Annotated in this window: 19 protein-coding genes and 1 pseudogene; 12 read left to right on the top strand and 8 right to left on the bottom strand. The window is 64.4% G+C overall.

The window, feature by feature from the left end:
• Positions 1-196 (bottom strand): annotated as a pseudogene (locus IC66_RS42660) (sensor histidine kinase); the annotation flags it as partial.
• A gap of 103 nt (positions 197-299) precedes the next feature.
• Here IC66_RS42660 and IC66_RS0124990 point away from each other — a divergent pair.
• From IC66_RS0124990 to IC66_RS0125005, 4 genes are all read left to right on the top strand, one after another.
• Complete coding sequence (locus tag IC66_RS0124990; protein WP_038949479.1) at positions 300-1,103, top strand: ABC transporter ATP-binding protein; 804 nt, start codon at positions 300-302, stop codon at positions 1,101-1,103.
• A 214-nt stretch (positions 1,104-1,317) separates the two neighbouring features.
• Entirely contained in the window at positions 1,318-2,136 is an 819-nt protein-coding gene (locus tag IC66_RS0124995) for an ABC transporter permease (RefSeq protein WP_038949480.1), read from the top strand.
• Positions 2,137-2,257: 121 nt separating this feature from the next.
• On the top strand, positions 2,258-3,586 hold the full coding sequence (locus IC66_RS0125000) for a polyhydroxyalkanoate depolymerase (RefSeq protein WP_028139603.1): 1,329 nt from the start codon (positions 2,258-2,260) through the stop codon (positions 3,584-3,586).
• A 217-nt stretch (positions 3,587-3,803) separates the two neighbouring features.
• Positions 3,804-4,643, top strand: a complete 840-nt coding sequence (locus IC66_RS0125005) for a M48 family metallopeptidase (RefSeq protein ID WP_028139604.1) — start codon at positions 3,804-3,806, stop codon at positions 4,641-4,643.
• Positions 4,644-4,798: 155 nt separating this feature from the next.
• Here the strand turns inward: IC66_RS0125005 and IC66_RS0125010 are convergent, their stop codons facing one another.
• Both IC66_RS0125010 and IC66_RS0125015 read right to left on the bottom strand, forming a co-directional pair.
• Entirely contained in the window at positions 4,799-5,458 is a 660-nt protein-coding gene (locus IC66_RS0125010; RefSeq protein WP_038949481.1) for a hypothetical protein, read from the bottom strand.
• 278 nt (positions 5,459-5,736) lie between these two features.
• A complete protein-coding gene (locus tag IC66_RS0125015) occupies positions 5,737-7,950 on the bottom strand; it encodes a transglycosylase domain-containing protein (RefSeq protein WP_038949482.1) in 2,214 nt (737 codons plus the stop codon).
• Between the two features lie 182 nt (positions 7,951-8,132).
• Here IC66_RS0125015 and IC66_RS0125020 point away from each other — a divergent pair, with 182 nt between their 5' ends.
• A complete protein-coding gene (locus IC66_RS0125020) occupies positions 8,133-8,558 on the top strand; it encodes a DUF1330 domain-containing protein (RefSeq protein WP_028139607.1) in 426 nt (141 codons plus the stop codon).
• A gap of 212 nt (positions 8,559-8,770) precedes the next feature.
• Here the strand turns inward: IC66_RS0125020 and IC66_RS0125025 are convergent, their stop codons facing one another.
• The 3 genes from IC66_RS0125025 to IC66_RS0125035 form a co-directional block, all read right to left on the bottom strand.
• The gene (locus IC66_RS0125025; RefSeq protein ID WP_028139608.1) at positions 8,771-9,991 is read right to left on the bottom strand and encodes an ABC transporter substrate-binding protein; all 1,221 of its coding nucleotides are present in this window, start codon (positions 9,989-9,991) and stop codon (positions 8,771-8,773) included.
• A gap of 186 nt (positions 9,992-10,177) precedes the next feature.
• A complete protein-coding gene (locus IC66_RS0125030; RefSeq protein WP_038949483.1) occupies positions 10,178-11,419 on the bottom strand; it encodes an ABC transporter substrate-binding protein in 1,242 nt (413 codons plus the stop codon).
• Between the two features lie 162 nt (positions 11,420-11,581).
• Positions 11,582-11,938, bottom strand: coding sequence for a DUF1304 domain-containing protein (locus tag IC66_RS0125035; protein WP_193374880.1), 357 nt, complete (start codon positions 11,936-11,938; stop codon positions 11,582-11,584).
• A gap of 95 nt (positions 11,939-12,033) precedes the next feature.
• Between IC66_RS0125035 and IC66_RS0125040 the strand changes: the two genes are divergently transcribed.
• Positions 12,034-12,564 carry a methylated-DNA--[protein]-cysteine S-methyltransferase gene (locus IC66_RS0125040; protein ID WP_038949485.1) on the top strand — a complete coding sequence of 177 codons (531 nt, stop codon included), beginning with the start codon at positions 12,034-12,036 and terminating at the stop codon, positions 12,562-12,564.
• A 136-nt stretch (positions 12,565-12,700) separates the two neighbouring features.
• On the opposite strand, the gene IC66_RS0125045 is transcribed toward IC66_RS0125040, so the two are convergent.
• The gene (locus IC66_RS0125045) at positions 12,701-15,490 is read right to left on the bottom strand and encodes a [protein-PII] uridylyltransferase (RefSeq protein WP_038949487.1); all 2,790 of its coding nucleotides are present in this window, start codon (positions 15,488-15,490) and stop codon (positions 12,701-12,703) included.
• A gap of 188 nt (positions 15,491-15,678) precedes the next feature.
• Here IC66_RS0125045 and IC66_RS0125050 point away from each other — a divergent pair, with 188 nt between their 5' ends.
• The 6 genes from IC66_RS0125050 (at position 15,679) to IC66_RS0125075 (ending at position 22,118) form a co-directional block, all read left to right on the top strand.
• On the top strand, positions 15,679-16,650 hold the full coding sequence (locus IC66_RS0125050; RefSeq protein ID WP_038949488.1) for an aliphatic sulfonate ABC transporter substrate-binding protein: 972 nt from the start codon (positions 15,679-15,681) through the stop codon (positions 16,648-16,650).
• 235 nt (positions 16,651-16,885) lie between these two features.
• Positions 16,886-17,731: an ABC transporter permease gene (locus IC66_RS0125055; protein ID WP_028139614.1), complete on the top strand. Its 846-nt coding sequence runs from the start codon at positions 16,886-16,888 to the stop codon at positions 17,729-17,731.
• 4 nt (positions 17,732-17,735) lie between these two features.
• Positions 17,736-18,521 (top strand): ABC transporter ATP-binding protein, encoded by a 786-nt coding sequence (locus IC66_RS0125060; protein ID WP_028139615.1) that lies wholly within the window; start codon positions 17,736-17,738, stop codon positions 18,519-18,521.
• A 54-nt stretch (positions 18,522-18,575) separates the two neighbouring features.
• Positions 18,576-19,085 carry an OsmC family protein gene (locus IC66_RS0125065; protein ID WP_028139616.1) on the top strand — a complete coding sequence of 170 codons (510 nt, stop codon included), beginning with the start codon at positions 18,576-18,578 and terminating at the stop codon, positions 19,083-19,085.
• A gap of 168 nt (positions 19,086-19,253) precedes the next feature.
• Positions 19,254-20,063, top strand: a complete 810-nt coding sequence (locus tag IC66_RS0125070; protein WP_038949489.1) for a hypothetical protein — start codon at positions 19,254-19,256, stop codon at positions 20,061-20,063.
• Positions 20,064-20,441: 378 nt separating this feature from the next.
• On the top strand, positions 20,442-22,118 hold the full coding sequence (locus IC66_RS0125075; RefSeq protein ID WP_038949490.1) for a methyl-accepting chemotaxis protein: 1,677 nt from the start codon (positions 20,442-20,444) through the stop codon (positions 22,116-22,118).
• Positions 22,119-22,231: 113 nt separating this feature from the next.
• Here IC66_RS0125075 and mutS read toward each other — a convergent pair whose 3' ends face one another.
• The gene (gene mutS / locus IC66_RS0125080; RefSeq protein ID WP_038949491.1) at positions 22,232-24,970 is read right to left on the bottom strand and encodes a DNA mismatch repair protein MutS; all 2,739 of its coding nucleotides are present in this window, start codon (positions 24,968-24,970) and stop codon (positions 22,232-22,234) included.
• Positions 24,971-25,063 lie beyond the last annotated feature (93 nt).

Consider the following 25,063-nt stretch of genomic DNA (forward strand, 5'->3'; position numbering starts at 1 on the left):
GCGCCAGATTGAGCGCGGCCGACAAGGCGATGATGCTGACGCAGGGGACGATCTCGACGTTGAATTCCAACCCCTGCGCCACGATGAAGATCGCCGCGAGCTGGCCCAGCACCGCCAGCCAACGCAGCCGCAGGATCGTGTCCAGGCGGATATGCCGCTGCGCGTGGCGAAAGTCGGAAGCAGCAATTTCAGTCATATCGGCCAATGGGGGTGCCTTCCAGATCACAAACGCTGGGCTCGCGGAACCACCGGATTACAAGCCTTGCGCTATTCGCTGCAATAGCAGAAGAACGACCAGCATGACCGAGAATGACAAGGCTTCAAGTCGGCCGACTGTCGCGGAGCGCAGCTCGTCCGCGGCGATCGCGGTCGAGCACCTCGTCAAAATCTATAAGCAGACCCGAGCGGTCGACGACATCTCCTTTTCGTTGCCGCGTGGCAGCATCACCGGACTTCTGGGCGGCAACGGCGCCGGCAAGACCACGACCATCGCGATGATCATGGGCCTTGTGCTGCCGACCTCCGGCCGCGTGCAGGTGCTCGGACATCGGATGCCCGAGGAGAGTGCTTCCGTGCTGGGGCGGATGAATTTCGAGAGCCCCTATGTCGACATGCCGATGCGGCTCACGGTGCGGCAGAATCTCACCGTGTTCGGCAAGCTCTATGCGGTGAAGAACCTCGCCGGCCGCATCGCCGAGCTCGCGGACGATCTCGATCTCACCGAATTCATCGACCGCGCCAACGGCAAGCTGTCGGCCGGGCAGAAGACCCGCGTCGCGCTCGCCAAAGCGCTGGTCAACCGGCCCGAGCTGCTGCTGCTGGACGAGCCGACCGCCTCGCTCGATCCGGATACCGCCGACTGGGTGCGGGCGCACCTGGAGCGTTATCGCAAGGACAACAACGCCACCATCCTTTTGGCTTCGCACAACATGCTCGAGGTCGAGCGGCTCTGCGACCGCGTCATCATCATGAAGCGCGGTCGCATCGAGGACGACGATACGCCTGAGGCGATCATGGCGCGCTACAATCGCACCACGCTGGAGGAGGTGTTTCTGGACGTCGCGCGCGGCCGGGTGAACGGTGCGAAGGAGGCGGCGAGGTGAGCGGTCGTACCCGTATTCGTAGCCCGGATGGAGGTCTGTCATTCCGGGGCGCGCGGAGCGCGAGCCCGGAATCCATAATCACAGGCGGCGGTTGCGAGGCGAGACGGGTCACTCCGAGTCTTCGCCAAATTGAGTTTCGTGGTTATGGATCCCGGGCTCGCGACGATGTCGCGCCCCGGGATGACAGATCCCATCCGGGCCAGGTTATCGCGCGATGACCGACATCCCCCTCCACCGCGGCATCTCCGTCCATCGCATCGGCGCGATGATCCTGCGCTACTGGTACCTCCTGCTGTCGTCCTGGCCGCGGCTGCTCGAATTGCTGTACTGGCCGGCGCTGCAGGTCATCACCTGGGGTTTCATCCAGTATTACATCGCCGAGAATTCCAATTTCTTCGCGCGCGCCGGCGGCACGCTGATCGGCGCCGTCATCCTCTGGGATATCCTGTTCCGCGGGCAGCTCGGCTTCTCCATCTCGTTCCTGGAGGAGATGTGGGCGCGCAACATCGGCAACCTCATGATGAGCCCCTTGAGGCCGATCGAGTTTCTGCTGTCGCTGATGGTCATGAGCCTGATCCGGCTTGCGATCGGGATCATTCCGATGACCTTGCTCGCCCTGTTCATGTTTCACTTCAACGTCTATGCCCTGGGCCTGCCCTTGATCGCATTCTTCTGCAATCTGATCTTCACGAGCTGGTCGGTCGGCATCTTCGTGTCGGGTCTCGTGCTGCGAAACGGCCTCGGCGCCGAGAGTATCGTCTGGACCCTGATGTTCGCGATCCTGCCGCTCGCCTGCGTCTACTACCCCGTCAGCGTGTTGCCGGTCTGGCTGCAATACGTCGCTTGGGCGTTGCCGCCGACCTATGGCTTCGAGGGAATGCGCGCGCTGCTGATCGAAAACACCTTCCGCGCCGATCTGATGCTGGAGGCGCTGGCCATCAACGCCGTCTTTCTGGTTGCATCTTTTGCATCATTCCTTGCCCTTTTGCGCAGCGCCAAACGGCACGGCTCGCTGCTGTCGGGCGGTGAATAACGTCACTTTCCCGTGGATTCAGGCTGGTTTAGCCGCTTCGGCTCCGTAGATGTACGGAACCATGCATTGACGCAATATTGCGCATTCGGCAGTATGCTGCGATGCGAAGAGGGATATAGCGATGCCTATTGGTGAGTTTGGCGGCGCACCGCCCCTGGCTGCAGAAGGCAGTCCGGTCCTGACGACGCCGATGTACTGGATGTACGAGATGGCGCACGCCTCTCTCAATCCGGCACGTGCGGTCACTGACGCGACCAAGCTGCTGTTCCAGAATCCTCTCAATCCCTGGGCGCGCACCGAGGTCGGCAAGTCGGTCGCCGCGGCCTGCGAATTGTTCGAGCGCACCACGCGCCGCTACGGCAAGCCGGAATGGGGCCTCAACGACACCGAGGTCAACGGCATCCGCGTCCCCGTCGAGATCCGCTCGGTCTGGGAAAAGCCGTTCTGCCGGCTGCTCTACTTCGATCGCAAGTTCGCTCGTCCCCTGCGCAGCCCGCAGCCGCGCGTGCTGATCGTGGCGCCGATGTCCGGCCATTACGCGACGCTGCTGCGCGGCACGGTCGAGGCCTTCCTGCCCGCGCATGAGGTCTACATCACCGATTGGGCCGATGCCCGAATGGTGCCGCTCAGCGATGGCCGCTTCGATCTCGACGACTACATCGACTACGTCATCGAGATGCTGCACGTCCTCGGCGGCAACACCCATGTCATGGCGGTGTGCCAGCCCTCCGTGCCCGTGGTCGCCGCCGTCTCGATCATGGAAGCGCGGCGCGATCCCTTCGTGCCGACCTCTATGACGCTGATGGGCGGCCCGATCGACACCCGTCGCAACCCGACGGCGGTGAACAATCTCGCCCAGGAGCGCGGCATCGACTGGTTCCGCAACCACGTCATCACCAAGGTGCCGTTCCCGCATCCCGGCATGATGCGCGACGTCTATCCGGGATTTTTGCAGCTCAACGGCTTCATCAGCATGAATCTCGACCGCCACATGGACGCCCATAAGCAGCTCTTTGCCCATCTGGTGAAGGGCGACGGCGACCTCGTCGACAAGCATCGCGAGTTCTATGACGAATATCTCGCGGTGATGGACCTCTCCGCCGAGTATTACCTGCAGACGGTCGACACCGTGTTCGTGAAACACTCGCTGCCGAAGGGCGAGATGACCCATCGCGGAACACGCGTGGATCCCTCCAAGGTCACGCGCGTGGCGTTGATGACGGTCGAAGGCGAGAACGACGACATCTCGGGTCTCGGTCAGACCGAAGCGACGCACACATTGTGCAGCTCGATCCCCGATCATCGCCGCGTTCATTACGTCCAGAAGGGCGTTGGACATTACGGCGTGTTCAACGGCTCGCGCTTCAAATCGGAAATCGTTCCGCGAATCCATGACTTCATGGTCTCAGCTGCGAATCCGAGCTCATTGCAGGCTCTCGCGGCCGAATAACCTTCGTTTTCGGCTTTCCCGTCGAAAATCCAGGCCCCGCCGGAGGCTCCGGCCGGGCCTGGTTCTCTCCAGATTCGCGGTATTTAGGTAGCTTTATAGGAGTGAGTCCTCCCTCACCTCTTGGGGATGCCGCATGCGTCCAGCGGGGGCGAAAAAAGACGGTTCCAACCCCAGTCTGTAGGGTCTCCCGGACGTCAGACCGCTGTATATTGGGCAAATGATTTGTTTTTGCGCCGAGCGCTTTCCCTGGCGGCGGTTATGGCAAAATCCGGGCGCCCTCCTGCCCCCCGGACTGACAGACATGGCCACTCGCGCTCTCCTCTATCGGCGGCCCCACGAACCCAAGACCGTCCTGATCACCCATGGATCGCAATATTTTGCCATCCGATTGCGCCGGCACCGCCGCGCGCGCCGTTACACCCTGAGAATTCATCCGAGCGATCGCGAAGCCATCCTCACCATGCCGCCGCGCGGCACGCTGGCCGAGGCAAAAGACTTTGCGCAGCGCCACGGTGCGTGGATCGCGGCGCGCCTCGGTCGCTTGCCGAAGGCCGCGCCGTTCCAGCCGGGCACGGTGATACCGCTCCGCGGCACGTCGCATCGCATCGTTCATCGCGCTGGCACGCGCGGCACGGTGTGGACTGAGACGCGCGATAGCGGCGAACGCATTCTCTGCGTCGCCGGCGGGCTCGAGCATGTCGATCGCCGCGTCAGCGACTTCCTCAAGCGCGAGGCGCGCCGCGACCTCCAGCGTTCGGCGGAGGCTTACGCCGCCGAGCTCGGCGTCAGGGTCAAGCGCCTGTCGATCCGCGATCAGTCCAGCCGCTGGGGTTCCTGCACCTCGGCCGGCTCGCTGTCGTTCTCCTGGCGCCTGATCCTCGCGCCGCCCTTCGTGCTCGACTACCTCGCCGCGCACGAAGTCGCCCATCTCGTCGAGATGAACCACTCGGCGCGGTTCTGGCGCGTGTGCGGAAAAGTCTGCCCGTCGATGGAGCGCGCCAAGAAGTGGCTCGACACCTACGGCAATGATCTGCACCGGTATGGGGTCGAGGATTAGGGGCGCTGTCGCCTAACCGTCGCTGTCGTCGCCCGGCTCGACCGGGCGACCCAGTAAGCCGCGGCAGTCGTTATGAATCTCGATGTCTCTGGAATGCTGGACTCCCCGCCTTCGCGGGGAATGACAGTTGAGAATGAGCCGGCTTCAGACTCCGCTCACGCACTGAAATCCGCACTCGTCCCCGCTTGCGCGCCTGACGCCAGATAGGACGATTGCCGCTGCGCGCTGGCCTTCTGGCCCTCGGCCAGCATCGCCTGGAACGCAGCGTCGAGTTGCTCGCGGCTGTAGGTCGTGGAACTGCTTTCACGCGGTGTCCATTGCGATTGCGTGATCGCGGTGGGCGCCTTTTCGACGGTGCCGCCAAGCAGCCTGGCGTAATTGTCGGCGCGCCACTGCGCCAGGTCTGGTCCGCTCAAGCCGGGAGGATCTTCCAGCTTGCCGATCCTCGCGCCCGCCAGGTTGGTCATGGCCGAGGATCCGCCGTTGTACAGCGTGGCCACCACCTTGCCGTCCACTTTCACCTGCGCGTAGGTATTCTCCGGCGCATTGTCCGCGACGACCGACTGAGGTGCATTCGTCTCGTGCGCGATCAGCCAATGCGTTGCCATGAGGTCATGCAGGACGGGATCATCCGCGGCCGATATGACCTTGGCGCCTGACAGCGGCTTGACCTGCGAGAGGTCGATCCGGAAGCCGCTGGTTGCCGCGTCGGTCGCATCCGGTGCCACCGCCTGAAGACCAGACCTCGCATTTGAAGTGGATGCTGAAGCGGGCCGCAGATGCGGCAGCGCCGCGCTGGATAGATTTGAAATCATGGAACGCTCCCAGACACTCGTTCAACTTATGAGAGCAAATCCCGGGCCGCTGACGGGAGCTTGAAGGGATTGGAGTTTTTGCTTTAGGCGAGTTCCGGGGCGCGGCGAATTTTGCCGCGCTGGGCAGGACTTGCCGAAGCGATGCCGCTGATTTCCAGGCACGTGCTTCAGGCGTCTGGGCTGCCTCTGCAAGCCGTTGATTTCGTTATCTTCGGCTACTGTGCATGGGGTTGTTTTCGCAGTTTTTGTTTTGAGGTCATGGAGACCTCAGCCCGAGCCTATCGGTTTCCGCCGAACAGCCGGTCCATCAGCCAGCCGTCGAGCCCCGCCGCCGCTTCCGGCCGCGCATTGGCGCGCGTCGGCGGTGGACGATAGCCGCCATTGCTTGCGGGTGCCGGCCCGGGCGCTGCCGCTGTCGGCGGCGACACCTGCGAGGCCGCCTGCGCGAGGTTCGACAGGCCCCAGCCACCTTGTGTGCTTGGCAATGCCGCGACCGGCACGCCTTCGTGCGCCGCCTTCATGAAGCGCGACCACACTTCCACCGGCAGGCCGCCGCCGGTCGCCTTCTTGGTCGGCGAGTTGTCGTCATTGCCGAGCCAGACACCCGTGACGAGGCTCGCGGTGTAGCCGATGAACCAGGCGTCGCGGTAATCCTGGCTGGTGCCGGTCTTGCCGGCCGCGGGCCAGCCGGGGATCTCGGCCTTCTTGGCGGTGCCTGATATCAGCGTCTCGCGCATCATCGCGTTCATCATCCCGACATAGCGGGGGTCGATGACCTGATTGCGCTCCTCAGGCTGGCGCATGTAGAGCAGCTTGCCGCCCAGCGTCTTGATCCGCGTGACGACATGCGGTGCCACCGCGAGACCGCCATTGGCGAAGGGCGCATAGGCGCCGACCAGCTCGACCACCGAGACTTCGGAGGTGCCGAGCGCGATCGAGGCGTTGGGCTCGAGCTTGGAGGAGATGCCGAGCCGGTGCGCGGTGCGCACCACGTTCTTCGGTCCGACCTCGAGGCCGAGACGGATGGCGACGGTATTGAGCGACATCGCCAGCGCCTGCGTCAGCGTCACCGCGCCGAAATATTCATGGGTGTAGTTCTCGGGTCGCCAGCCCTTGACCTCGATCGGCGCGTCCTGTCGCATCGTATCAGGCGTCAGGCCCTGCTCGAGCGCGGTCAGGTACACGAACGGCTTGAACGAGGAGCCCGGCTGGCGTCTGGCGGTCACAGCGCGGTTGTACTGGCTCTCGGAATAGTTCCGCCCGCCCACCATGGCGCGCACCGCGCCATCAGGTGTCATCGCCACCAGCGCGCCCTGGCTGACATTGAACTTCACGCTCTTGGCCGCGAGCTCGTCGATGATGGCGGCTTCCGCCACGCTCTGCAGCTTCGGATCGATCGTGGTCTCGACTTTGATGCTCTCGTCGATCTGGCCAACCAGATCGTCCAGCACCTCGCCGATCCAGTCGGCAACGTAATTGACCGTGCCGGCGCCGACCGGCTTCACATTGTAGGAGGGATGACCGATCGAGGCCTGCGCCTGCGCGTCGGTGATGAACTTTGCGTCCGCCATCGCCGCGAGCACGATCTGCGCGCGGGCTTCGGCGCCTTCGGGGTTGCGGTTCGGCGCAAGGCGCGAGGGCGATTTGACGAGCCCGGCCAGCATTGCGGCCTCGGCGACCGTGACGTTCTTCGCCGACTTGCCGAAATATTTTTGCGCGGCAGCTTCGACGCCGTAGGCGCCGGAGCCGAAATAGACGCGGTTGAGATAGAGCTCCAGGATCTCGTTCTTGGAGTGCTTGCGCTCGAGCCAGATCGCGAGCTCCACCTCCTGCAGCTTGCGCTGCATGGTGCGCTCCTGGGTCAGGAACAGGTTCTTGGCGAGCTGCTGCGTCAGCGTCGAGCCGCCCTGCGAGACGCCGCGATGCATGACGTTGGTGACGAGGGCGCGCAGGATGCCGATCGGGTCGATGCCGAAATGCGAGTAGAAGCGGCGGTCCTCGATGGCGATGAAAGCCTTCGGCAAATACGGCGGCAAATCCTTCAGCGAGACATTGGCGCCGGCCATCTCGCCGCGTTGCGCCAGCATGCTGCCGTCGATGCCGACGATCTGGATCGTTGGCGGCCGCTTGGGAATCTCCAGCGACTGGATCGGCGGCAGATGGGCGCCGACATAGATCACGACGCCGATCAGAGCGATCGCGCCCCACAGGCCGAGCACCGCGCCCCAATAGACCAGGCGGCCGATGCTGGCGCCAATACGTGAGTTGGTGCGCCGCTTGGCGCCGCTGCGGCTGGCTGGCGCTTTCCGCTCGCGCGGCGGCTCGTCGCCGGAATCCTCGCCCTTGCGCTTGGCGGATGATTTCGTCGATTTCTTCGGCTTGTCGTCGCCGCCGGGAATGCGATCCGCCGCGGTCAGGCGCAGATCGGCGAGCGCCGCGGGCAAGCCGAACAGCGGCTCCTTCCGCCCACCCTTTTTCTTTCCCCACGCCATACGCAAAAACGCCCGGTCAGCCCGCCCCGCCGCACGCTAGCGGTCGCTGTTTAAGGCCCGGTTACCCAGACCTTAACGCCCGATTAGGAGGTGCGGCATTCCCCCGCCGCAGTTCCGCTGATTGGATGACGGAGCTAGGATCGCCGGCATAAAACACGAGGAAACACGCAGAGGAAACCCAAATGGGCCATATCGATCCGACCAAGGAGATCTTCGCGCAATTCCGGGACAATGACCGCCCGGGTCCGATCCACATGCTCAACCTGGTGCGCCTGCGCAAGGAGGCGGCCTACCCGGACGGCCGCAAGGCGAGCGGCGCCGAAGCCTACGCGGCCTATGGCCGCGAGAGCGGCCCGGTGTTCGAACGCCTCGGCGGCCGCATCATCTGGCAGGGCAAGTTCGAGCTGATGCTGATCGGTCCGCAGGAGGAGCGCTGGGACCATTGCTTCATCGCCGAATATCCTGATGTCGGAGCCTTCGTCGAGATGATCCGCGATCCCGTCTACCGCGAGGCTGTGAAGCACCGTCAGGCCGCCGTCGAGGACTCACGGCTGATCCGGCACGCCGTGCTGCGGATCGGGAAGAATTTTGGAGAGATACCGGAGTAGGCCGCCAAATCGGTGATCTCCGTCCGTCATCCTGAGGTGCGAGTGGCGCGATGCAAAGCATCGCGCCGGGAGCCTCGAAGGATGTGCGGCCACCAGCGGGCCGTCGCCCATCGAGGGCCGCTGAAGAAGCGGCCACCTCCTAAGGGGTGACGGGGATCGCTCCAAAAGATCGGCGGCCCGCAGGCCGCCGATTGCATTTCAGAACTCTTCGCCTAACCCGCCGGGCCCGCGTCCTCCAGGATCGGGCCGAACAGCTCCCAGCGCTCGCCGTTGAACTTCATCATCTGAAGCTGCTTGTTGACGCGGTAGTCGGTAGGCGACGTGTTGGCCTTGATGCCGGGCAGCGCAGTGTCGCTGGCGACGTCCTTCAGTGACGCCGCCTGCTTCATGACGTTCTCGCGCGTCAGGTTGTCGCCGCACTGCTGCAGCACGTGCACCAGCAGCTGCGCGGTGCTGTAGCCGTAGGTGTTGAAGTTCGAATCCTTGTCGCCATCCGGATAGTACTTCGCCATGAAGTCGAAATACTTCTTCATGCCGGGGTCATCCTTCCAGGTCGGATCGAGCGGTTCCTTACCGTAGTTGACGCTGATCAGGCCCTTGGCGGCGTCAAGGCCTGCGGGTTTCAGCACCGCGCCGACCGAGGTGGCGTTGATGTCGACGATCTGGACCGGATGCCAGCCCATTTCGGCGATCTTCTTGATGGCCTGCGCGGCCTGCTTCGGCGTCGTCGCACTGAAGAACAGGTCGGCGCCGGCATCCTTGATCTTGAGGACCTGCGAATCGACGGTGGGATCGGACACCTCGTAGGAGGCTTCCGTCACGATCATCTTGGCGGCCTTGTCACCGAGGCCGGCCTTGATGCCGTTCAGATAGTCCTTGCCGAGGTCGTCGTTCTGATAGAGCACGCCCACCTTGGCGTTCGGATGCTCCTTCAGAATGTACTGGCCGTAGATGCGGCCCTCGACGAAGTAATTGGGATTGAAGCCCATGGTCCACGGAAAGTTCTTGGGATCAGTGAACCTCGAGGCCCCGGTCGCCGCGAACAGCTGCGGCACCTTCTTGGCGTTGAGATATTTCTGCACGGCCGCGTTCACGGGCGTGCCGATGATCTGGAAGGTCAGCAACACCTCGTCGCTCTCGACCAGCTTGCGGATCTGCTCCACGGCTTTCGGTGGCGAATAGGCGTCGTCATACTGGATCAAATTGATCTTGCGGCCGTTCACGCCGCCCTGGTCGTTGATCATCTTGAAATAGGCGGCCTGCGTCTTGCCGATCGACGAATAGGCCGACGCCGGCCCCGAGAACGGCATGGTCTGTCCGACCTTGATCTCGGTGTCGCTGGCGCCCGGATCATATTTCTTCTGGGCATTGGCCGCTGAAATCGACAGCGCCAGAGCAAGCGCCGTGGCCAGATGCAGCTTTCCATTCCTCATTCGCAATTCCCTCAGTTTGTTTTTGCCGATGATCTGCCGGCCGCACTACGCGTCCGATGCCATCGCTGAGGGCAAGTGTGGAGGAACGATTGTTGCGACGCAAGGTGGGCGTTCGTAGGGTGGGATAGCCTTGCGGACTGCGCGAAGCGCAGTCCGCTGGGCGTAACCCACCTTACGAGATCGGGACTAGCCCGACGGTCCCGTGTCCTCGATGATCGGTCCGAACAGCTCCCAGCGTTCGCCGTTGAACTTCATCATCTGCATCTGCTTGTTGACGCGGAAGTCGTTCGGCCCGGTGTTGATCTTGATGCCGGGCAGCGCGAAGCTCGGCGTGAAGTCCTTGATGTTGGCGACCTGCTTCATGATGTTCTCACGCGTCAGATCGTCGCCGCATTGCTTCAGGACCTGCACCAGCAGCTCCGCCACCGAATAGGCGTAGGTGTTGACGGTGTTGAGCTTGTCGCCTTCCGGGAAATACTTGTCCATGAAGGCGAAGAAGGCCTTCACGCCGGGATCGTCCTTCCACCGCGGATCGCTGGGCTCCTTGCCGTACTGGGTCGAGATGATGCCCTTGGAGATGTCGAGGCCAGCCGGCTTCAGCGTCGCCGAGATCGGGCTCGCATTGATGTCGAGGATGTGCACCGGCGTCCAGCCGAGGTCGGCGAGCTTCTTGATCGCCTGTGCCGCGAATTTCGGCGTCGAGGCATCGAAGAACACGTCGACGCCCATCGACTTCAGCTTGACCACCTGGGAATCGACGGTCGGGTCGGTGACCTCGTAGGAGACCTCGCCGACGATCATGCTGGCGGCCTTGTCGCCGAGGCCGCTCTTGAGGCCCGCAAGATAGTCGCGGCCCATGTCGTCGTTCTGGTAGAGCACGCCGATCTTGGCGTTCGGATGCTCCTTGAGAATGTATTTGGCGTAGATGCGTCCCTCGGACACGTAGTTGGGATTGTAGGCGATGGTCCAGGGATAGTTCTGGGGATCGTTGAAGCGGGCCGCGCCGGTCGAGGCCAGCAACTGCGGCACCTTCTTGCCGTTGAGATATTTTTGCACGGCGGCGTTGGCCGCGGTGCCGATGAGCTGGAAGGTGAACAGCACCTCGTCGCCCTCGACGAGCTTGCGCACCTGCTCCACCGTCTTCGGCGGCGAATAGGCGTCGTCATACTGGATCAGATTGATCTTGCGGCCGTTGATGCCGCCCTGATCGTTGATCATCTTGAAGTAGGCGGCCTGGGTCTTGCCGATATTGGCGTAGACCGAGTAGGCGCCGGAGAACGGCACGGTCTGGCCGATCTTGATCTCGGTGTCGGTCGCCCCCGTGTCGTATTTCTTCTGGGCGAAGGCTTGGCTTACGAAGGCCTGGTTCGCGGAGAACGCGAAGGCGAGCGCTGTCGTGGCAGCTAAGAAAGCTCTGCGATTGGTCATATTGGTTGTTCCTCCTGACGGAATTTTCGGCCGATGGTCTTTTCCCGTTGATTGCAACGGTCGCCATCGCTGCCGAAGATTGTGGAGGAAGCTTCGCCGCCGCGCAAGGATCGCAGCGCTGCGCCGTAGCGTCTCAGGCCAGGGAGTCCCGGGTCAGGCGTCTCAGGCCAGGAACAACGCAACCAGCGCGACCGCCGCCGGAAGGGCCTGCACCATCAGGATGCGGGTGCTGACGGTCGCAGCGCCATAGGCGCCGGCCACGATCACGCAAAGCAGGAAGAACGCCTTGATCTGGAATGCGAAGGCCGGGTTGCCGTGGACGAGACCCCAGATCAGGCCGGCGGCGAGGAAGCCGTTATAGAGGCCCTGATTGGCGGCCAGCACCTTCGTGATCTCGGCCTTCTCCGGCGTGTTGCGAAACACCTTCAAGCCCTGCGGCTTGTCCCAGAGGAACATCTCCAGGATCAGGAAGAAGACGTGCAGTGTGGCGACCAGCGCCACCAGGACATTGGCGATCAGGATCAAGTTGAGCTCCCCCAGCGTCAGCTTTCGGGTGGACGATAGCACGGCCGGCGTGTCAAACGCGATGCATGTTTCGATGCAATGGTGCCACCATGCCCGGGCGATCAACCAAACCGTCTGCAAGCTTCGGCCTCGATCGCCTGACGACGCCGATCGGGATTGCCTTGCTCGTCATCGATGCCGAGGGTGCGCTACGTGCACTGGACTGGGAAGACTATGAGCATCGCATGCGCGAGCTCTTACGCTTGCACTACGGTGCAGTCGGTCTCAGTGATCGGCCTGCGCCTGCATCCATGCGGACGGCGCTGTCCGGTTACTTCGAAGGCGATCTCAGTCAGCTCTCGGCCATCGCATGGCGTATCGCCGGCACGCCGTTCCAGCAGAAGGTCTGGAACGCACTGGCTCACATCCCCGCCGGCACCACGATGAGCTACGGCGCACTCGCCGCAAAGATTGATTCGCCAAAAGCCATTCGTGCCGTCGGTCATGCCAACGGCTCCAATCCGATCAGCGTGGTGCTGCCCTGCCACCGCTTGATCGGCGCGGATGGTTCGCTGGTGAAATATGGCGGCGGGCTCGAGCGCAAGCGCTGGCTGCTGCGGCATGAGGGGGTGGAGGTTTAGTCACCTGTCATTCCGGGGCGCGCGAAGCGCGAGCCCGGAATCCATTTCTCCGCGTCACCGGTGGCTCGATGGATTCCGGGCTCGCCGCTGCGCGGCGCCCCGGAATGACAAGAGAACGGAGGTGCGCGAACGCTCTTCACGCCGCCGGCTGGACGGCCTTGTCGCCGGCCATCACATGGGTCAGCGCGCTCTTGATCGCGGCCTGCCGGGTCGGCGCGCTGATCTGCGCGCCCAGGAGGTCGGTGACGTAGAACACGTCGCGGGCGCGCTCGCCGAAGGTCGCGACATGGGCTGAGGCGATGTTGAGGTTGAGCTTCGAGATCGCGGTGGTCAGCTCGTAGAGCAGGCCGGGCCGGTCGAGGCCGGACACCTCGATCACGGTGTAGCGGTCGGACCATTGGTTGTTGATGGTGACTTCCGGCTCGATCACGAAGGGGCGCGCCTTGCTGCGCACCGTGCGCCGCGCCACCACTTCGGGCAGCCGCAGCTTGCCTTCCAGCACGTCCTCGATCATCTCGCCGATGCGGGTGGCGCGCCGTCCCTCGTCCTCGTCGCGGTCGTATTCGCGCGAGATCGAGATGGTGTCGAGTGCGCGCCCGTCGGTCGTAGTATAGATCTGGGCATCGACGATGTTGGCGCCGGCCGACGCGCAGGCGCCGGCGATGATCGACAGCAGCCAGGGATGGTCGGCCGCGAAGATCGTCAGCTCGGTGACGCCGCGCACCTCGTCGAAACCGACATTGATCGCGAGCTTGTGGCCGGCCTGTTCGCTGGAACGAACGAAGCGGGCGTGCCGAATTTTTCGCGGCAGTTCGACCTTGAGCCAGTAGGCCGGATAGTGCCGGCCGATATAGGCATCGAGTTCCTCCGCCGGCCATTCGGCGAAGGCATTTCGGAATTCGGCGTAGGCGGCGGTGAGGCGCTTGCCTCGGTCGACTTCCGAGAAGCCGCCGGTCAGCACCGGCTCGGTCTCGTAATACAGTGAACGCAAGAGCTGCGCCTTCCAGCCGTTCCACACGCCGGGACCGACGCCGCGGATGTCGGCGGTGGTCAGGATCGTCAGCAGCTTCATCTGCTCGACCGACTGCACCACGGCGGCGAAATTCTCGATGGTCTTGCGGTCGGAGAGGTCGCGCGACTGCGCGACCGTGGACATCGTCAGATGCTCCTCGATCAGCCAGGCGATGAGCTCGGTGTCGGCCGGGCTGAACCCTAGCCGCGGACACAGCCGCCGCGCTACCTTGGCGCCGGCGATCGAGTGGTCCTCCGGCCGGCCCTTGGCGACGTCGTGCAGCAGTGTTGCGATGTAGATCACCGACCGGTGCTCGGGCCGGGATTTGCGCATCAGGTCGCTGGCGAGGGTGAACTCCTCGATGCCACCGCGCTCGATGTCCTGGAGGAAGCCGATGCAGCGGATCAGGTGCTCGTCGACGGTGTAGTGATGATACATGTTGAACTGCATCATCGAGACGATCTTGCCGAAGGCACGGATGAACTGGCCGAGCACGCCGGTCTCGTTCATCCGCCGCAGCACGATCTCGGCGTTGTCGGAGGTCAGGATCTCCATGAACAGCCGGTTGGCCTCGGGATTCTCGCGCATCTGCGCGTTGATCAGGCCGAGCGACCGCGTCACGTCGCGCATCGCATCCGGATGGAAGGCGAGGTTGTTCTTCTGCGCGAGACGGAAGATCCGGATCAGATTGACCGGATCGTGCTTGAACACGTCGGGCGCGGCGACGTTGATACGGTTGTTGTCGACGATGAAGTCGTCGCTGTCGGGGACGCGCCGCTTCGCCGCGGTCGGCCGCAGCCGCGCCATCATCCGGCTCAAGACCGGCGCGGGCTTGGCCTGCTGGTCCTCGAGCTTGGCGCAGAGGATGGCGGTGAGGTTGCCGACTTCCTTGGCGACCAGGAAGTAGTGCTTCATGAAGCGCTCGACGTCCTGCATGCCGGGATGCGAGGTGTAGCCGAGCCGCACCGCGATCTCGCGCTGGAGGTCGAAGGAGAGACGCTCTTCGGCGCGGCCGGAGTAGAAGTGCAGATTGCAACGCACCGACCAGAGGAAATCGGCGCAGCGGCGGAAGCTGCGGTATTCCTGCGCATCGAACACGCCGCGCTCGACCAGCTCGCCGGTGTCGCGGACGCGGTAGACGTATTTGGCGATCCAGAACAGCGTGTGCAGGTCGCGAAGTGCGCCCTTGCCGTCCTTGACGTTGGGCTCGACCAGGTAGCGCGACTGACCGCCGCGGCGATGGCGCTCCTCGCGCTCGGCGAGCTTGGCGGTGACGAATTCGGACGCGGTGCCCTGCACGACTTCCTTGTCGAAGCGCTCGACCAGCTCCTCATAGAGCGGCTTGTCGCCGGTGAGGAAGCGCGTTTCCAGGATCGCGGTGCGGATGGTCATGTCGCCGCGCGCCTGCCGGATCGACTCGTCCACCGATCGCGTGGCGTGGCCGACCTTCAGCCCCATGTCCCAGAGGCAATAGAGAATGGCTTCGGCGACCTGCTCGCCCCAGGCGGTCTGCTTGTAGGGCAGGATGAACAACAGATCGATGTCGGATTCGGGCGCCATCAGGCCCCGGCCGTAGCCGCCGGTCGCGACCACCGCCATGCGCTCGGCGCCGCTCGGGATCGGCGAGCGGTAGAGATGGCGGGTCGCCGCCGAATACAGGATGCGGATGATCTCGTCCTGCACGTGACACAGCCGCTCGGCGCAGCGCCTCCCGTGGCGGTCCTTCAGGAGGATTTCCTGTGCCGCGGCGCGTGCCGCGATCAGCTCGGCCTTGAGCAATTGCGCCATGGCCGTGCGGAATGCGTCCTCGCGCCCCTGGTGCTTTTCGGCAAGCGCATCGACCGCGGCGGTGATCCGCGCAGTGTCGAAACGATCGTCCACCTCGGCCTTGTGCTCAGTCGCAACGCTGTCCATGTCTCACCGGATATAAGAGGTGACAGGCGCTGTCACCCGCCATTCTCTGGCAATAGTCGTTCCATGCTGGAAAGCTCCGGCTTTGGGCAAATCTGTTCTCGGCCGGCGCGCTTTCAAGGGGCGGATTTTCTCGTTGACCTCTAGATATAACTCATTGAAAAACAATGAAGTTTTGGAGGAGGCTGGGCATGACCGGAATTACACGACGCATTCTGTTGGCGGGAGCGGTTGCGCTCGCAATGACCCCCGCGGCCAAGGCGGCCGATCCGCTCAAGGAAATCCGCATCGACTGGGCGACTTACAATCCGGTGTCGATGGTTCTGAAGCAGAAGGGGCTCCTGGAGAAGGAGTTCGCCAAGGACGGCATCACCGTCACCTGGGTGCAGTCCGCCGGCTCCAACAAGGCGCTCGAATTCCTCAATGCCGGCTCGATCGATTTCGGCTCGACCGCGGGTTCGGCGGCGCTGGTCGCCCGCATCAACGGCAACCCGATCAAGTCGATCTATGTCTATTCGCGCCCTGAGTGGACGGCGCTGGTGACATCAAAGGATTCCAAGATTGCCGGCGTCGCAGACCTCAAGGGCAAGCGCGTCGCGGTGACGCGCGGCACCGATCCGCACATCTTCCTGGTGCGCGCGCTGTTAGGGGCGGGCCTCACCGAAAAGGACATCACCCCGGTGCTGCTCCAGCATGCCGACGGCAAGACCGCACTGATCCGCGGCGACGTCGATGCCTGGGCCGGCCTCGATCCGATGATGGCGCAGGCCGAGGTCGAGGAGGGCGCAAAGCTGTTCTACCGCAAGGCCGACGCCAACACTTGGGGCATCCTCAATGTGCGCGAGCAGTTTTTGAAGGACCATCCTGACGCTGCCCGCCGCGTCCTCGCGGTGTATGAGGAGGCGCGCAAATATTCGCTGGCCAATTACGACGAGCTGAAGAAGACCTTCATCGCGGTCACAAAACTCCCCGAGGCCGTCGTCGACAAGCAGCTCAAGGAGCGCACCGAGCTCACCCACAGCCGCATCGGCGCAGCCCAGCGCGAGTCGATCCTCGCCGCCGGCCTCGCTTTGCAGCAGGCGGGCGTCGTCGATGCAAAGGTCGACGTGAAGGCGACGCTCGACGCCCTGATCGACGACCAGGTCCCGCTGCCGACGAACTGATCGGCAGGGAAGAGGCAAGCGCGCACCACACCCCGCCGTCGTCCCGGGGCGCGAAGCGAGCCCGGGACCCATAACCACGGGGAGTGGCTGCCGCGCGCAGGCGGCCACTCCGAGTCCCCGTAACCATGCCTTCCTGTGGTTATGGACCCCGGATCTGCGCTTCGCTTGTCCGGGGCGACAATCGAGATTGCCGCGCGCCCTTGCAATCCCACACAAGACGCGCTTCCTACCGGCCATGATCTCAGACGCGCCAGCCTTGCAACAGACTTCGGAACCGGCCGAGAGCGCTGCTGCGCCCTCGCGCGCCGCGCGTTATGCACGGCCGGTGCTGGGGCTGCTGCTGCCGGTCGCGCTTGCGCTCGGCTGGGAGCTCGTGGTGTGGCTCGGCTGGTCGAACGGACGGCTGGTGCCGCCGCCTTCGCGCGTTTTTGCCACCCTCGCCGAGCTCGCCCGCTCCGGCGAGCTGGTCCGCCACATCACCGCAACGCTGTGGCGCGTCGGGCTCGGCTTCGCCTTCGGTGTGATCGCAGGCACGTTGCTGGGGGCCGTCTCCGGCTACTGGTCGCTGGCGCGCCGGCTGCTCGATCCGACCGTGCAGGCGCTGCGCGCGATTCCGTCGCTCGCCTGGGTGCCGCTGTTCATCCTCTGGCTCGGTATCTTCGAGACCTCGAAGGTCGCGCTGATCGCGGTCGGGGTGTTCTTTCCAGTCTATCTCGGCGTGATGGGCGCGATCCTCTCGGTGGATCGCAAGATCGTGGAGGTCGGCCGGACCTTTCGCCTCTCGGGCTTCGCCATGATCCGCCGCATCCTGCTGCCGGCGGTGCTGCCGGCCTATGTGGTTTCCCTGCGCGTCGGTCTCGGCCTCGGCTGGATGTTCGTGGTCGCGGCCGAGCTGATCGGTGCCTCCGAAGGGCTCGGCTATCTCCTGCTCGACGGCCAGCAGCTCGGCAAGCCCGCGCAGATCCTCGCCGCCATCGTGATCTTCGCCATCCTGGGAAAGCTCACCGATTGGCTGATCGAGGTTGCGGCCGCACCTTTCCTGCGCTGGCAGGATGCCTTCGGGCGCGCGAAGGGAGCTTGAGGCAATGCTGGCGCTCGACCGGGTCAGCAAGACCTATCCCAACGGCGTACAGGCGCTTTCGCGCTTCTCCGCCGACATCAGGCTGGGCGAGATCATCGCCATCATCGGCGGCTCCGGATGTGGCAAGTCCACGCTGCTGCGCGCCATCGCCGGCCTCGATCGCGCCAGCGCTGGCACGGTGACGCTCGACAATGAGGCGATCGTCTCGCCGCATGCCAAGATCGGCATCATCTTCCAGGAGCCGCGGCTGCTGCCCTGGCTCAGCGTCGCCGACAATATCGGCTTCGGCCTTGCCGATTTGTCCGCGGCGCAGCGGCGCGAGAAGGTCGCGCGTGCGCTCGAACGCGTCGGGCTGGCGGAAAAGGCGCAGGCCTGGCCGCGCGAGCTCTCCGGCGGACAGGCGCAGCGGGTTGCGATCGCACGGGCGCTGGTGCCGCAGCCGGAGGTGCTGTTGCTGGACGAGCCGTTCTCCGCGCTCGATGCCTTCACCCGCAGGGATCTCCAGGATCATCTGCTCGACCTCTGGGCGGACACGCGGCCGACGCTCATCCTCGTCACACACGACGTCGACGAGGCCGTGGTGCTGGCCGACCGCGTGCTGGTGATGCGGCCGCGGCCGGGCCGGTTGTTCGACCAGATCGAGATCAATCTCGGCCGCCCACGCGACCGCAATTCGCCGCTGTTCGAGAATTTCAAGCGAAGTGTGCTGACGTCACTCGACCGTTCGCTCGACCGCAATGTGCCCGACCGTGACGCAACCCAGGGTCCCGGTCAGGCCATGTGGTGGTGACAATTTCGCTCTGAACCGGTACATCGAGGGGCAATTTTCCGGGAGAGAACGAAAATGGACGCTGCAGAGCTGCGCCAGATGCAGGCTCCGATCAAGGAGCGCTACAAGACCGATCCCAAGACCGCGCTGATCACGCTGAAGGCCAAGGGCTCCACCGACAGCGAAGGCATCGCCTGCAAGGTCGAGACCGGCCGCGCCATCGCGCTTGCGGGCCTGCATCCGGCGACCGGCGGTTCCGGCCTCGAGCTCTGCTCCGGGGACATGTTGCTTGAGGCGCTCGTCGCCTGTGCCGGGGTCACGTTGAAGTCGGTCGCGACTGCGATCGAGGTGCCGCTCAAGACCGGCAACGTCTATGCCGAGGGCGATCTCGATTTCCGCGGCACGCTCGGCGTCGACAAGGAGACCCCGGTCGGCTTCGCCGAGATCCGTCTGCGCTTCGAGGTCGACACATCGGCGCCGCAGGACAAGCTAGATCTCCTGCTCAAGCTGACCGAGCGCTATTGCGTGGTCTACCAGACCATCAAGAACGGCCCGAAGGTTTCGGTGTCGATGCAGCGGATGTGAGGGGCGAAAGCCGCTACTCCACGGATGGTGTCGTTCCCGCGGAGGCGGGAACCCATAACCCCAGGCCGTCGTGATTTCGCACGGTCGTTGCTCCAGCTCTCAAACCAGTACGGCCTGTGGCTATGGATTCCGGGCTCGCGCTTCGCGCGCCCCGGAATGACAGACAGAATGTCCCCCGATCTCCACTTCCTCCTCTTTCTTCTCCTGCGCATGGCGATCGCGGCGGCGTTCGTCGTGACGGCCTCGATCATCACCGAGCGCGCGGGTCCGGTGATCGGTGCGCTGGTCGCGACCCTGCCGATCTCGGCCGGTCCCTCCTACGTCTTCCTCGCGCTCGACCACGATGCCGCCTTCATCGCGCAGGGCTCGCTGGCGAGCCTTCCGATCAATGCTGCGACGATCTTCATGTGCCTCATTTATGTCGTGCTGGCGCAGCGGCATGGTCTTGCGGCGAGTTGTGGAAGTGCGGTTGCCGTCTGGATCGTGCTTGCCTCGATCATCCGCCAGTTCGACTGGTCGCTCACCGCCGGGCTCGCCGCCAATCTGATCGCCTTCGGCATCTGCATTCCGCTGCTGGCGGGCTATCGCCATGTGAAGATGCCGCTGGTCACGCGGCGCTGGTACGACGTGCCGATGCGGGCTGCACTGGTCGCGACCCTGGTCGCCATCGTGGTCTCGACCTCGGGCTGGGTGGGCCCCCGCATCAGCGGCATCATCGCGCTGTATCCCGTGGTGTTCTCCAGCATCATGGTGATCCTGCATCCGCGCATCGGCGGCGCGCCAACCGCCGCCGTGCTCGCCAACTCCGCCTGGGGCCTGCTCGGATTCGGCACCGCAATCGCCGTCCTGCACGTTGCAGTGGTGTCGTTCGGCTCGGCCGTCGGTCTGTGTCTCGCGCTTGGCACCTGCGTCGCCTGGAATCTGACGCTGTGGGGAATCGGCCGACGCGCGATGCGCAACGCGCGGCAAGGGCCGTGAGACTACGGACACGCGCGACATCGCGTCGCGAAAGAACGTGTCGGAGACTGCGTCTCATGCCGATTGGCAGCGCAGCATCTTCCCAAGCCATTGAATGAGAAACGTCATTTCAAGTCGCAGGGCCGCGGATGGCTTCTCTCGACGCCCGCCGGATCGTTCCCGGTCCTGCTGGTTTCCGACACTTCTATTAGAACTTTGTTCGAGCTTTTACCGTAGGAATGATCCTGCATACCCGCTCCGCTGTCATCGGCGCGAACTCGTCCGAGCTGCATCCGAGTGCAGGGACTCGCGGGAATTGTTATTTGAGTACGGCTGTTTCGCCGCGACGGTCACTTCCCCTACGAGCTGTCTACGTAATTTCGAGATGGAGATTCTTTGATGTTCGGTCGCAAGTCCCAGATTGACGCACAAGCACGGCTCGATGCGATCGGCCGCTCCCAGGCCATGATCGAATTCAATCTGGATGGCACGATTCTCACGGCCAACAAGAACTTTCTCGACGCCCTCGGCTATCGGCTTGACGAGATCCAGGGCAAGCATCATTCCATGTTCTTGCCGGCCGACCAGCGCGACAGCGCCGAGTACAAGGCGTTCTGGGCTGCGTTGAACCGTGGCGAGTGTCAGGCCCGCGAGTTCAAGCGGATCGCGAAGGGCGGCCGCGAAGTCTGGATCGAAGCAGCCTACAATCCGGTGCTCGACGGCAATGGTAAGGCGGTGATGGTCGCCAAGATCGCGACCGACATCACCGCGAAGAAGATGCGGAGCATGACGGATGCGTCGAAGATCGCCGCCATCAGCCGTGCCCAGGCCGTCATCGAATTTAAGCTCGACGGCACCATCGTCACCGCCAACGAGAATTTCTGCAAGACGCTCGGCTATTCGTTGGCCGAGATCGAGGGCAAGCATCATAGCCTGTTCGTGGCCGAGGCCGACCGCAACGGCACGGCCTATCGCGAGTTCTGGGCCGCACTCAACCGCGGCGACTACCAGGCCGGGGAGTTCAAGCGTATCGGCAAGGGTGGCCGCGAGGTCTGGATTCTCGCTTCCTACAATCCGCTGCTCGACGAGACCGGCAAGCCGTACGGTGTCGTCAAGTTCGCGACCGACATCACCGCGGACAAGCTGAAGAACGCCGATCTTGCCGGTCAGATATCGGCGATCGACAAGGCCCAGGCCGTGATCGAATTCAACATGGACGGCACGATCATCGCCGCCAACGCCAACTTCCTCAGCGCGCTCGGCTACTCGATGGCCGAGATCAAGGGCAAGCACCACAGCATGTTCGTCGAGCCCACGGAGCGCGACGGCGCCGCCTATCGCGAGTTCTGGGCCGCGCTCAACCGCGGTCAGTACCAGGCGGCCGAATACAAGCGCATCGGCAAGGGCGGCAAGGCGGTTTACATCCAGGCCTCCTACAACCCGATCCTCGACCTCAACGGCAAGCCGTTCAAGGTCGTGAAATATGCCACCGACACCACGCGGCAGGTGCTGGTCCGCATGGGCAACGAGCGCGTCCGCGGCATGATGGAATCGGTCGCCGCCGGTTCGGAGGAACTGAACGCGTCGGTGCGGGAGATCTCCGAGGCGATGACCAAGTCCCGCGAGACCGCGATGAGCGCGGTGGAGCAGGTCGCCTCAGCCGACGCGCAGGCCCAGCGCCTCACCGAGGCGGCGCAGTCGATGAGCGGCATCGTCGAGATGATCAACAGCATCACCGGCCAGATCAACCTCTTGGCGCTGAACGCCACGATCGAATCGGCCCGGGCCGGCGAAGCCGGCCGCGGCTTTGCGGTGGTCGCCTCCGAAGTGAAGAGCCTCGCCAATCAGGCCAAGCAGGCCACCGACAAGATCGGCCAGGAGATCGGCAGCCTCAACGGCATCTCCGGCGACGTGGTCAGCGCGCTCGGCTCGATCAAGCAGGCGATCAACAATGTCAGCGAATACGTGACATCGACCGCCGCTGCCGTCGAGGAGCAGAGCACGGTGACGAACGAGATGTCGACCAGCATGCAGCGCGCGGCCGCGGAAGCCGCGGCGATCGCGGCGCGGGCGTAGCGCTCAGCGCACGGAAGCGTAGGGTGGGTTAGCGCAGCGTAACCCACCTCTTTAGTTTCTGCGGTGACGGACGTGATGGGTTACGCCTTCGGCTAACCCACCCTACTGCACCTTCACTGCTTCGGCAGCTTGGCCTTCAAGGCATACAGCGCATCCAGCGCCTCGCGTGGCGACATCTCGTCCGGATGCAGCGCCTTCACGGCTTCCATCAAGAGGTCCGCCTCGCTCGGCGGAGCGGCTTCGGCGGCCGCGCGCGAGGGCACGGCGAATAGCGGCAGGTCGTCCACCAGCGCGCGCGCGGTCTGGCCGCGGTCCTGCGCCTCCAGCTTGGAGAGCACCGACTTCGCGCGCGTGATCACGGCCGGCGGCAGGCCGGCGAGCTTGGCCACCTGAATGCCGTAGGAGCGGTCGGCCGAGCCCGGCAGCACCTCGTGCAGGAATACGACATTGCCCTGCCACTCCTTCACCCGCACCGTGGCGTTGAACATCCGCGGCAGCTTGGCCGAGAGCGCGGTCAGTTCGTGATAATGCGTGGCGAATAGCGTGCGGCAGCGATTGCTTTCGTGCAGATGCTCGATCGCGGCCCAGGCGATCGAGAGACCGTCGAAGGTCGCGGTGCCGCGGCCGATCTCGTCGAGGATCACGAGCGAGCGCTCGCCGGCCTGGTTCAGAATCGCCGCGGTCTCGACCATCTCCACCATGAAGGTGGAGCGGCCGCGGGCGAGATCGTCGGCGGCGCCGACGCGCGAGAACAGGCGGTCGATGATGCCGATCCGCGCCCGCGTGGCCGGCACGAAGCTGCCGATCTGGGCAAGAAGGGCGATCAGCGCGTTCTGGCGCAGGAAGGTCGATTTACCGGCCATGTTGGGGCCGGTGAGCAGCCAGAGCTGGCCGGACTTTTGCGCCGGGCTTGGTGAGAGGTCGCAGGCATTGGCGATGAACGGCTCGCCATTGCGCTTCAGGGCCTGCTCCACCACGGGATGGCGGCCGGCCTCGATCGCAAAGCCGAGCGAGTCGTCCACATCCGGTCGCACATAATTGTCGTCGACCGCGAGTTTTGCCAGCGAGGTCGCGACGTCGAGCAAGGCGAAGGCGTGGGCGGCGGCGCGTAGATCGTCGCTGATCGCCATGGCCTTGGCTGACAGCCGCTCGAAAATCTCGAGCTCGAGCCCGAGGGCGCGGTCGCCGGCATTGGCGATCTTGGCTTCGATCTCGCCGAGTTCCGAGGTGGTGAAGCGCACTTGGCCCGCCAGCGTCTGGCGATGGATGAAGGTGGCGTTCAGCGGCGCCGACATCAATTTGTCGCCGTGCTGCGCGGTGACCTCGACGAAATAGCCGAGCACGTTGTTGTGCCGGATCTTCAGGCCTTTCACGGATGTCGTGTCGGCGTAGCGCGCCTGCATCGAGGCCACCACGAGACGCGAGGCATCGCGCAGGTTTCGGGCTTCGTCGAGCGCGGGCTCATAGCCCTGTCGAACGAAGCCGCCGTCGCGCTTGATCAGCGGCAGCTGCTCGTCGAGCGCGCTGGCGAATTCGGATGCGAGCTCGCGCGACGGTCGCTGCAAGGCCGCCATCACCGCCGCGATCTCCTGCGGCGGCTGATCGAGTTCGCCAAGCCGCGCCAGCACCTGGTCGGCGGCGACGATGCCGTCGCGGATGCCTGCGAGGTCGCGTGGGCCGCCGCGTCCGACCGACAGACGCGCCAGTGCGCGCGACATGTCGGGCGCACCGCGCAGGATGCTGCGGATGTCTTCGCGCGCGGCTGAATCGGCGACAAAGGTGCTCACCGCATCGAGCCGGCGCGCGATCGCGGGAGCGTCCGTCAGCGGCGCGGCCAGGCGTTGGGCAAGCAGGCGCGAGCCCGCCGAGGTTACCGTGCAGTCGATCGCATCGAGCAGCGAGCCGCGGCGTTCGCCAGCGAGCGTTCGCGTCAGTTCCAGATTGGCGCGCGTGGCCGGGTCGATCGCCATCGTTGCGCCGGAAGCTTCGCGCGCGGGCGGCGACAGCGGCGGATGCTTGCCGACCTGGGTGCGGTCGACATAGGTGACGGCTGCTGCTGCTGCGGTAGCCTCCAGCCGCGTCAGCTGCGCCAGCCCGTCCATGGTCGCGACGGCAAAGTAGTCGCAGAGGCGCTTCTCGGCGGTGGCGCCGTCGAAGACGTCGCGCGTCAGGGGTGTCACGGCCGGCAGCTCACGCAAGGTCTGTCCGAGCTCGTTGTCGTTATAGAGCGCGTCGGTGACGATGGCCTCGTTCGGGTTGATGCGCGCCAGCGTTGCGGCGAGCTCGCCGCCCGAGCATTCCATCACTGTGAACTCGGCGGTCGAGATGTCGATCCAGGCGAGGCCGAAGCGGTCGCCGCCGGCAGAGGAGCGGGCGCGCGCGATCGCGAGCAGATAATTGTTGGCGCGGGCATCGAGCAGCGTGTCTTCGGTCAGCGTGCCCGGCGTGACCAGCCGCACCACGCCGCGGCGGACCACACTCTTGTTGCCACGCGCCTTCGCGGCAGCGGGATCCTCGGTCTGCTCGCAGACCGCGACGCGGTGCCCGGCCGAGATCAGGCGGTGCAGATAGTCCTCGGAGCGCTCGACCGGCACGCCGCACATCGGGATGTCGGCGCCCTGATGCTTGCCGCGCTTCGTCAGCACGATGCCGAGCGTCCTGGAGGCGATCTCGGCGTCCTCGAAGAACAGCTCGTAGAAGTCACCCATCCTGTAGAACAGCAGTAGGCCCTGATGCGCCGCCTTGATCTCCAGGTACTGTTCCATCATCGGCGTCACGCGCGCGATGGCTTCCGCTGGCGAGGTGGGCGCTTCGTCGGGGGGCGGCACAGGTATCGGCTGTTGTACTGTCATGGGCGGCGCAACCTACAAAATTTCGCCTGAGCGTCCTATTGGTTTGGCTTGGAAGGGCGGGTTTTCCACGCTGTCCGCATGGCGGGATATGGG

Origin of the sequence: Bradyrhizobium genomosp. III (assembly GCF_000261705.1) — a bacterium.
Classification (GTDB): Bacteria; Pseudomonadota; Alphaproteobacteria; order Rhizobiales; family Xanthobacteraceae; genus Bradyrhizobium; species Bradyrhizobium ottawaense.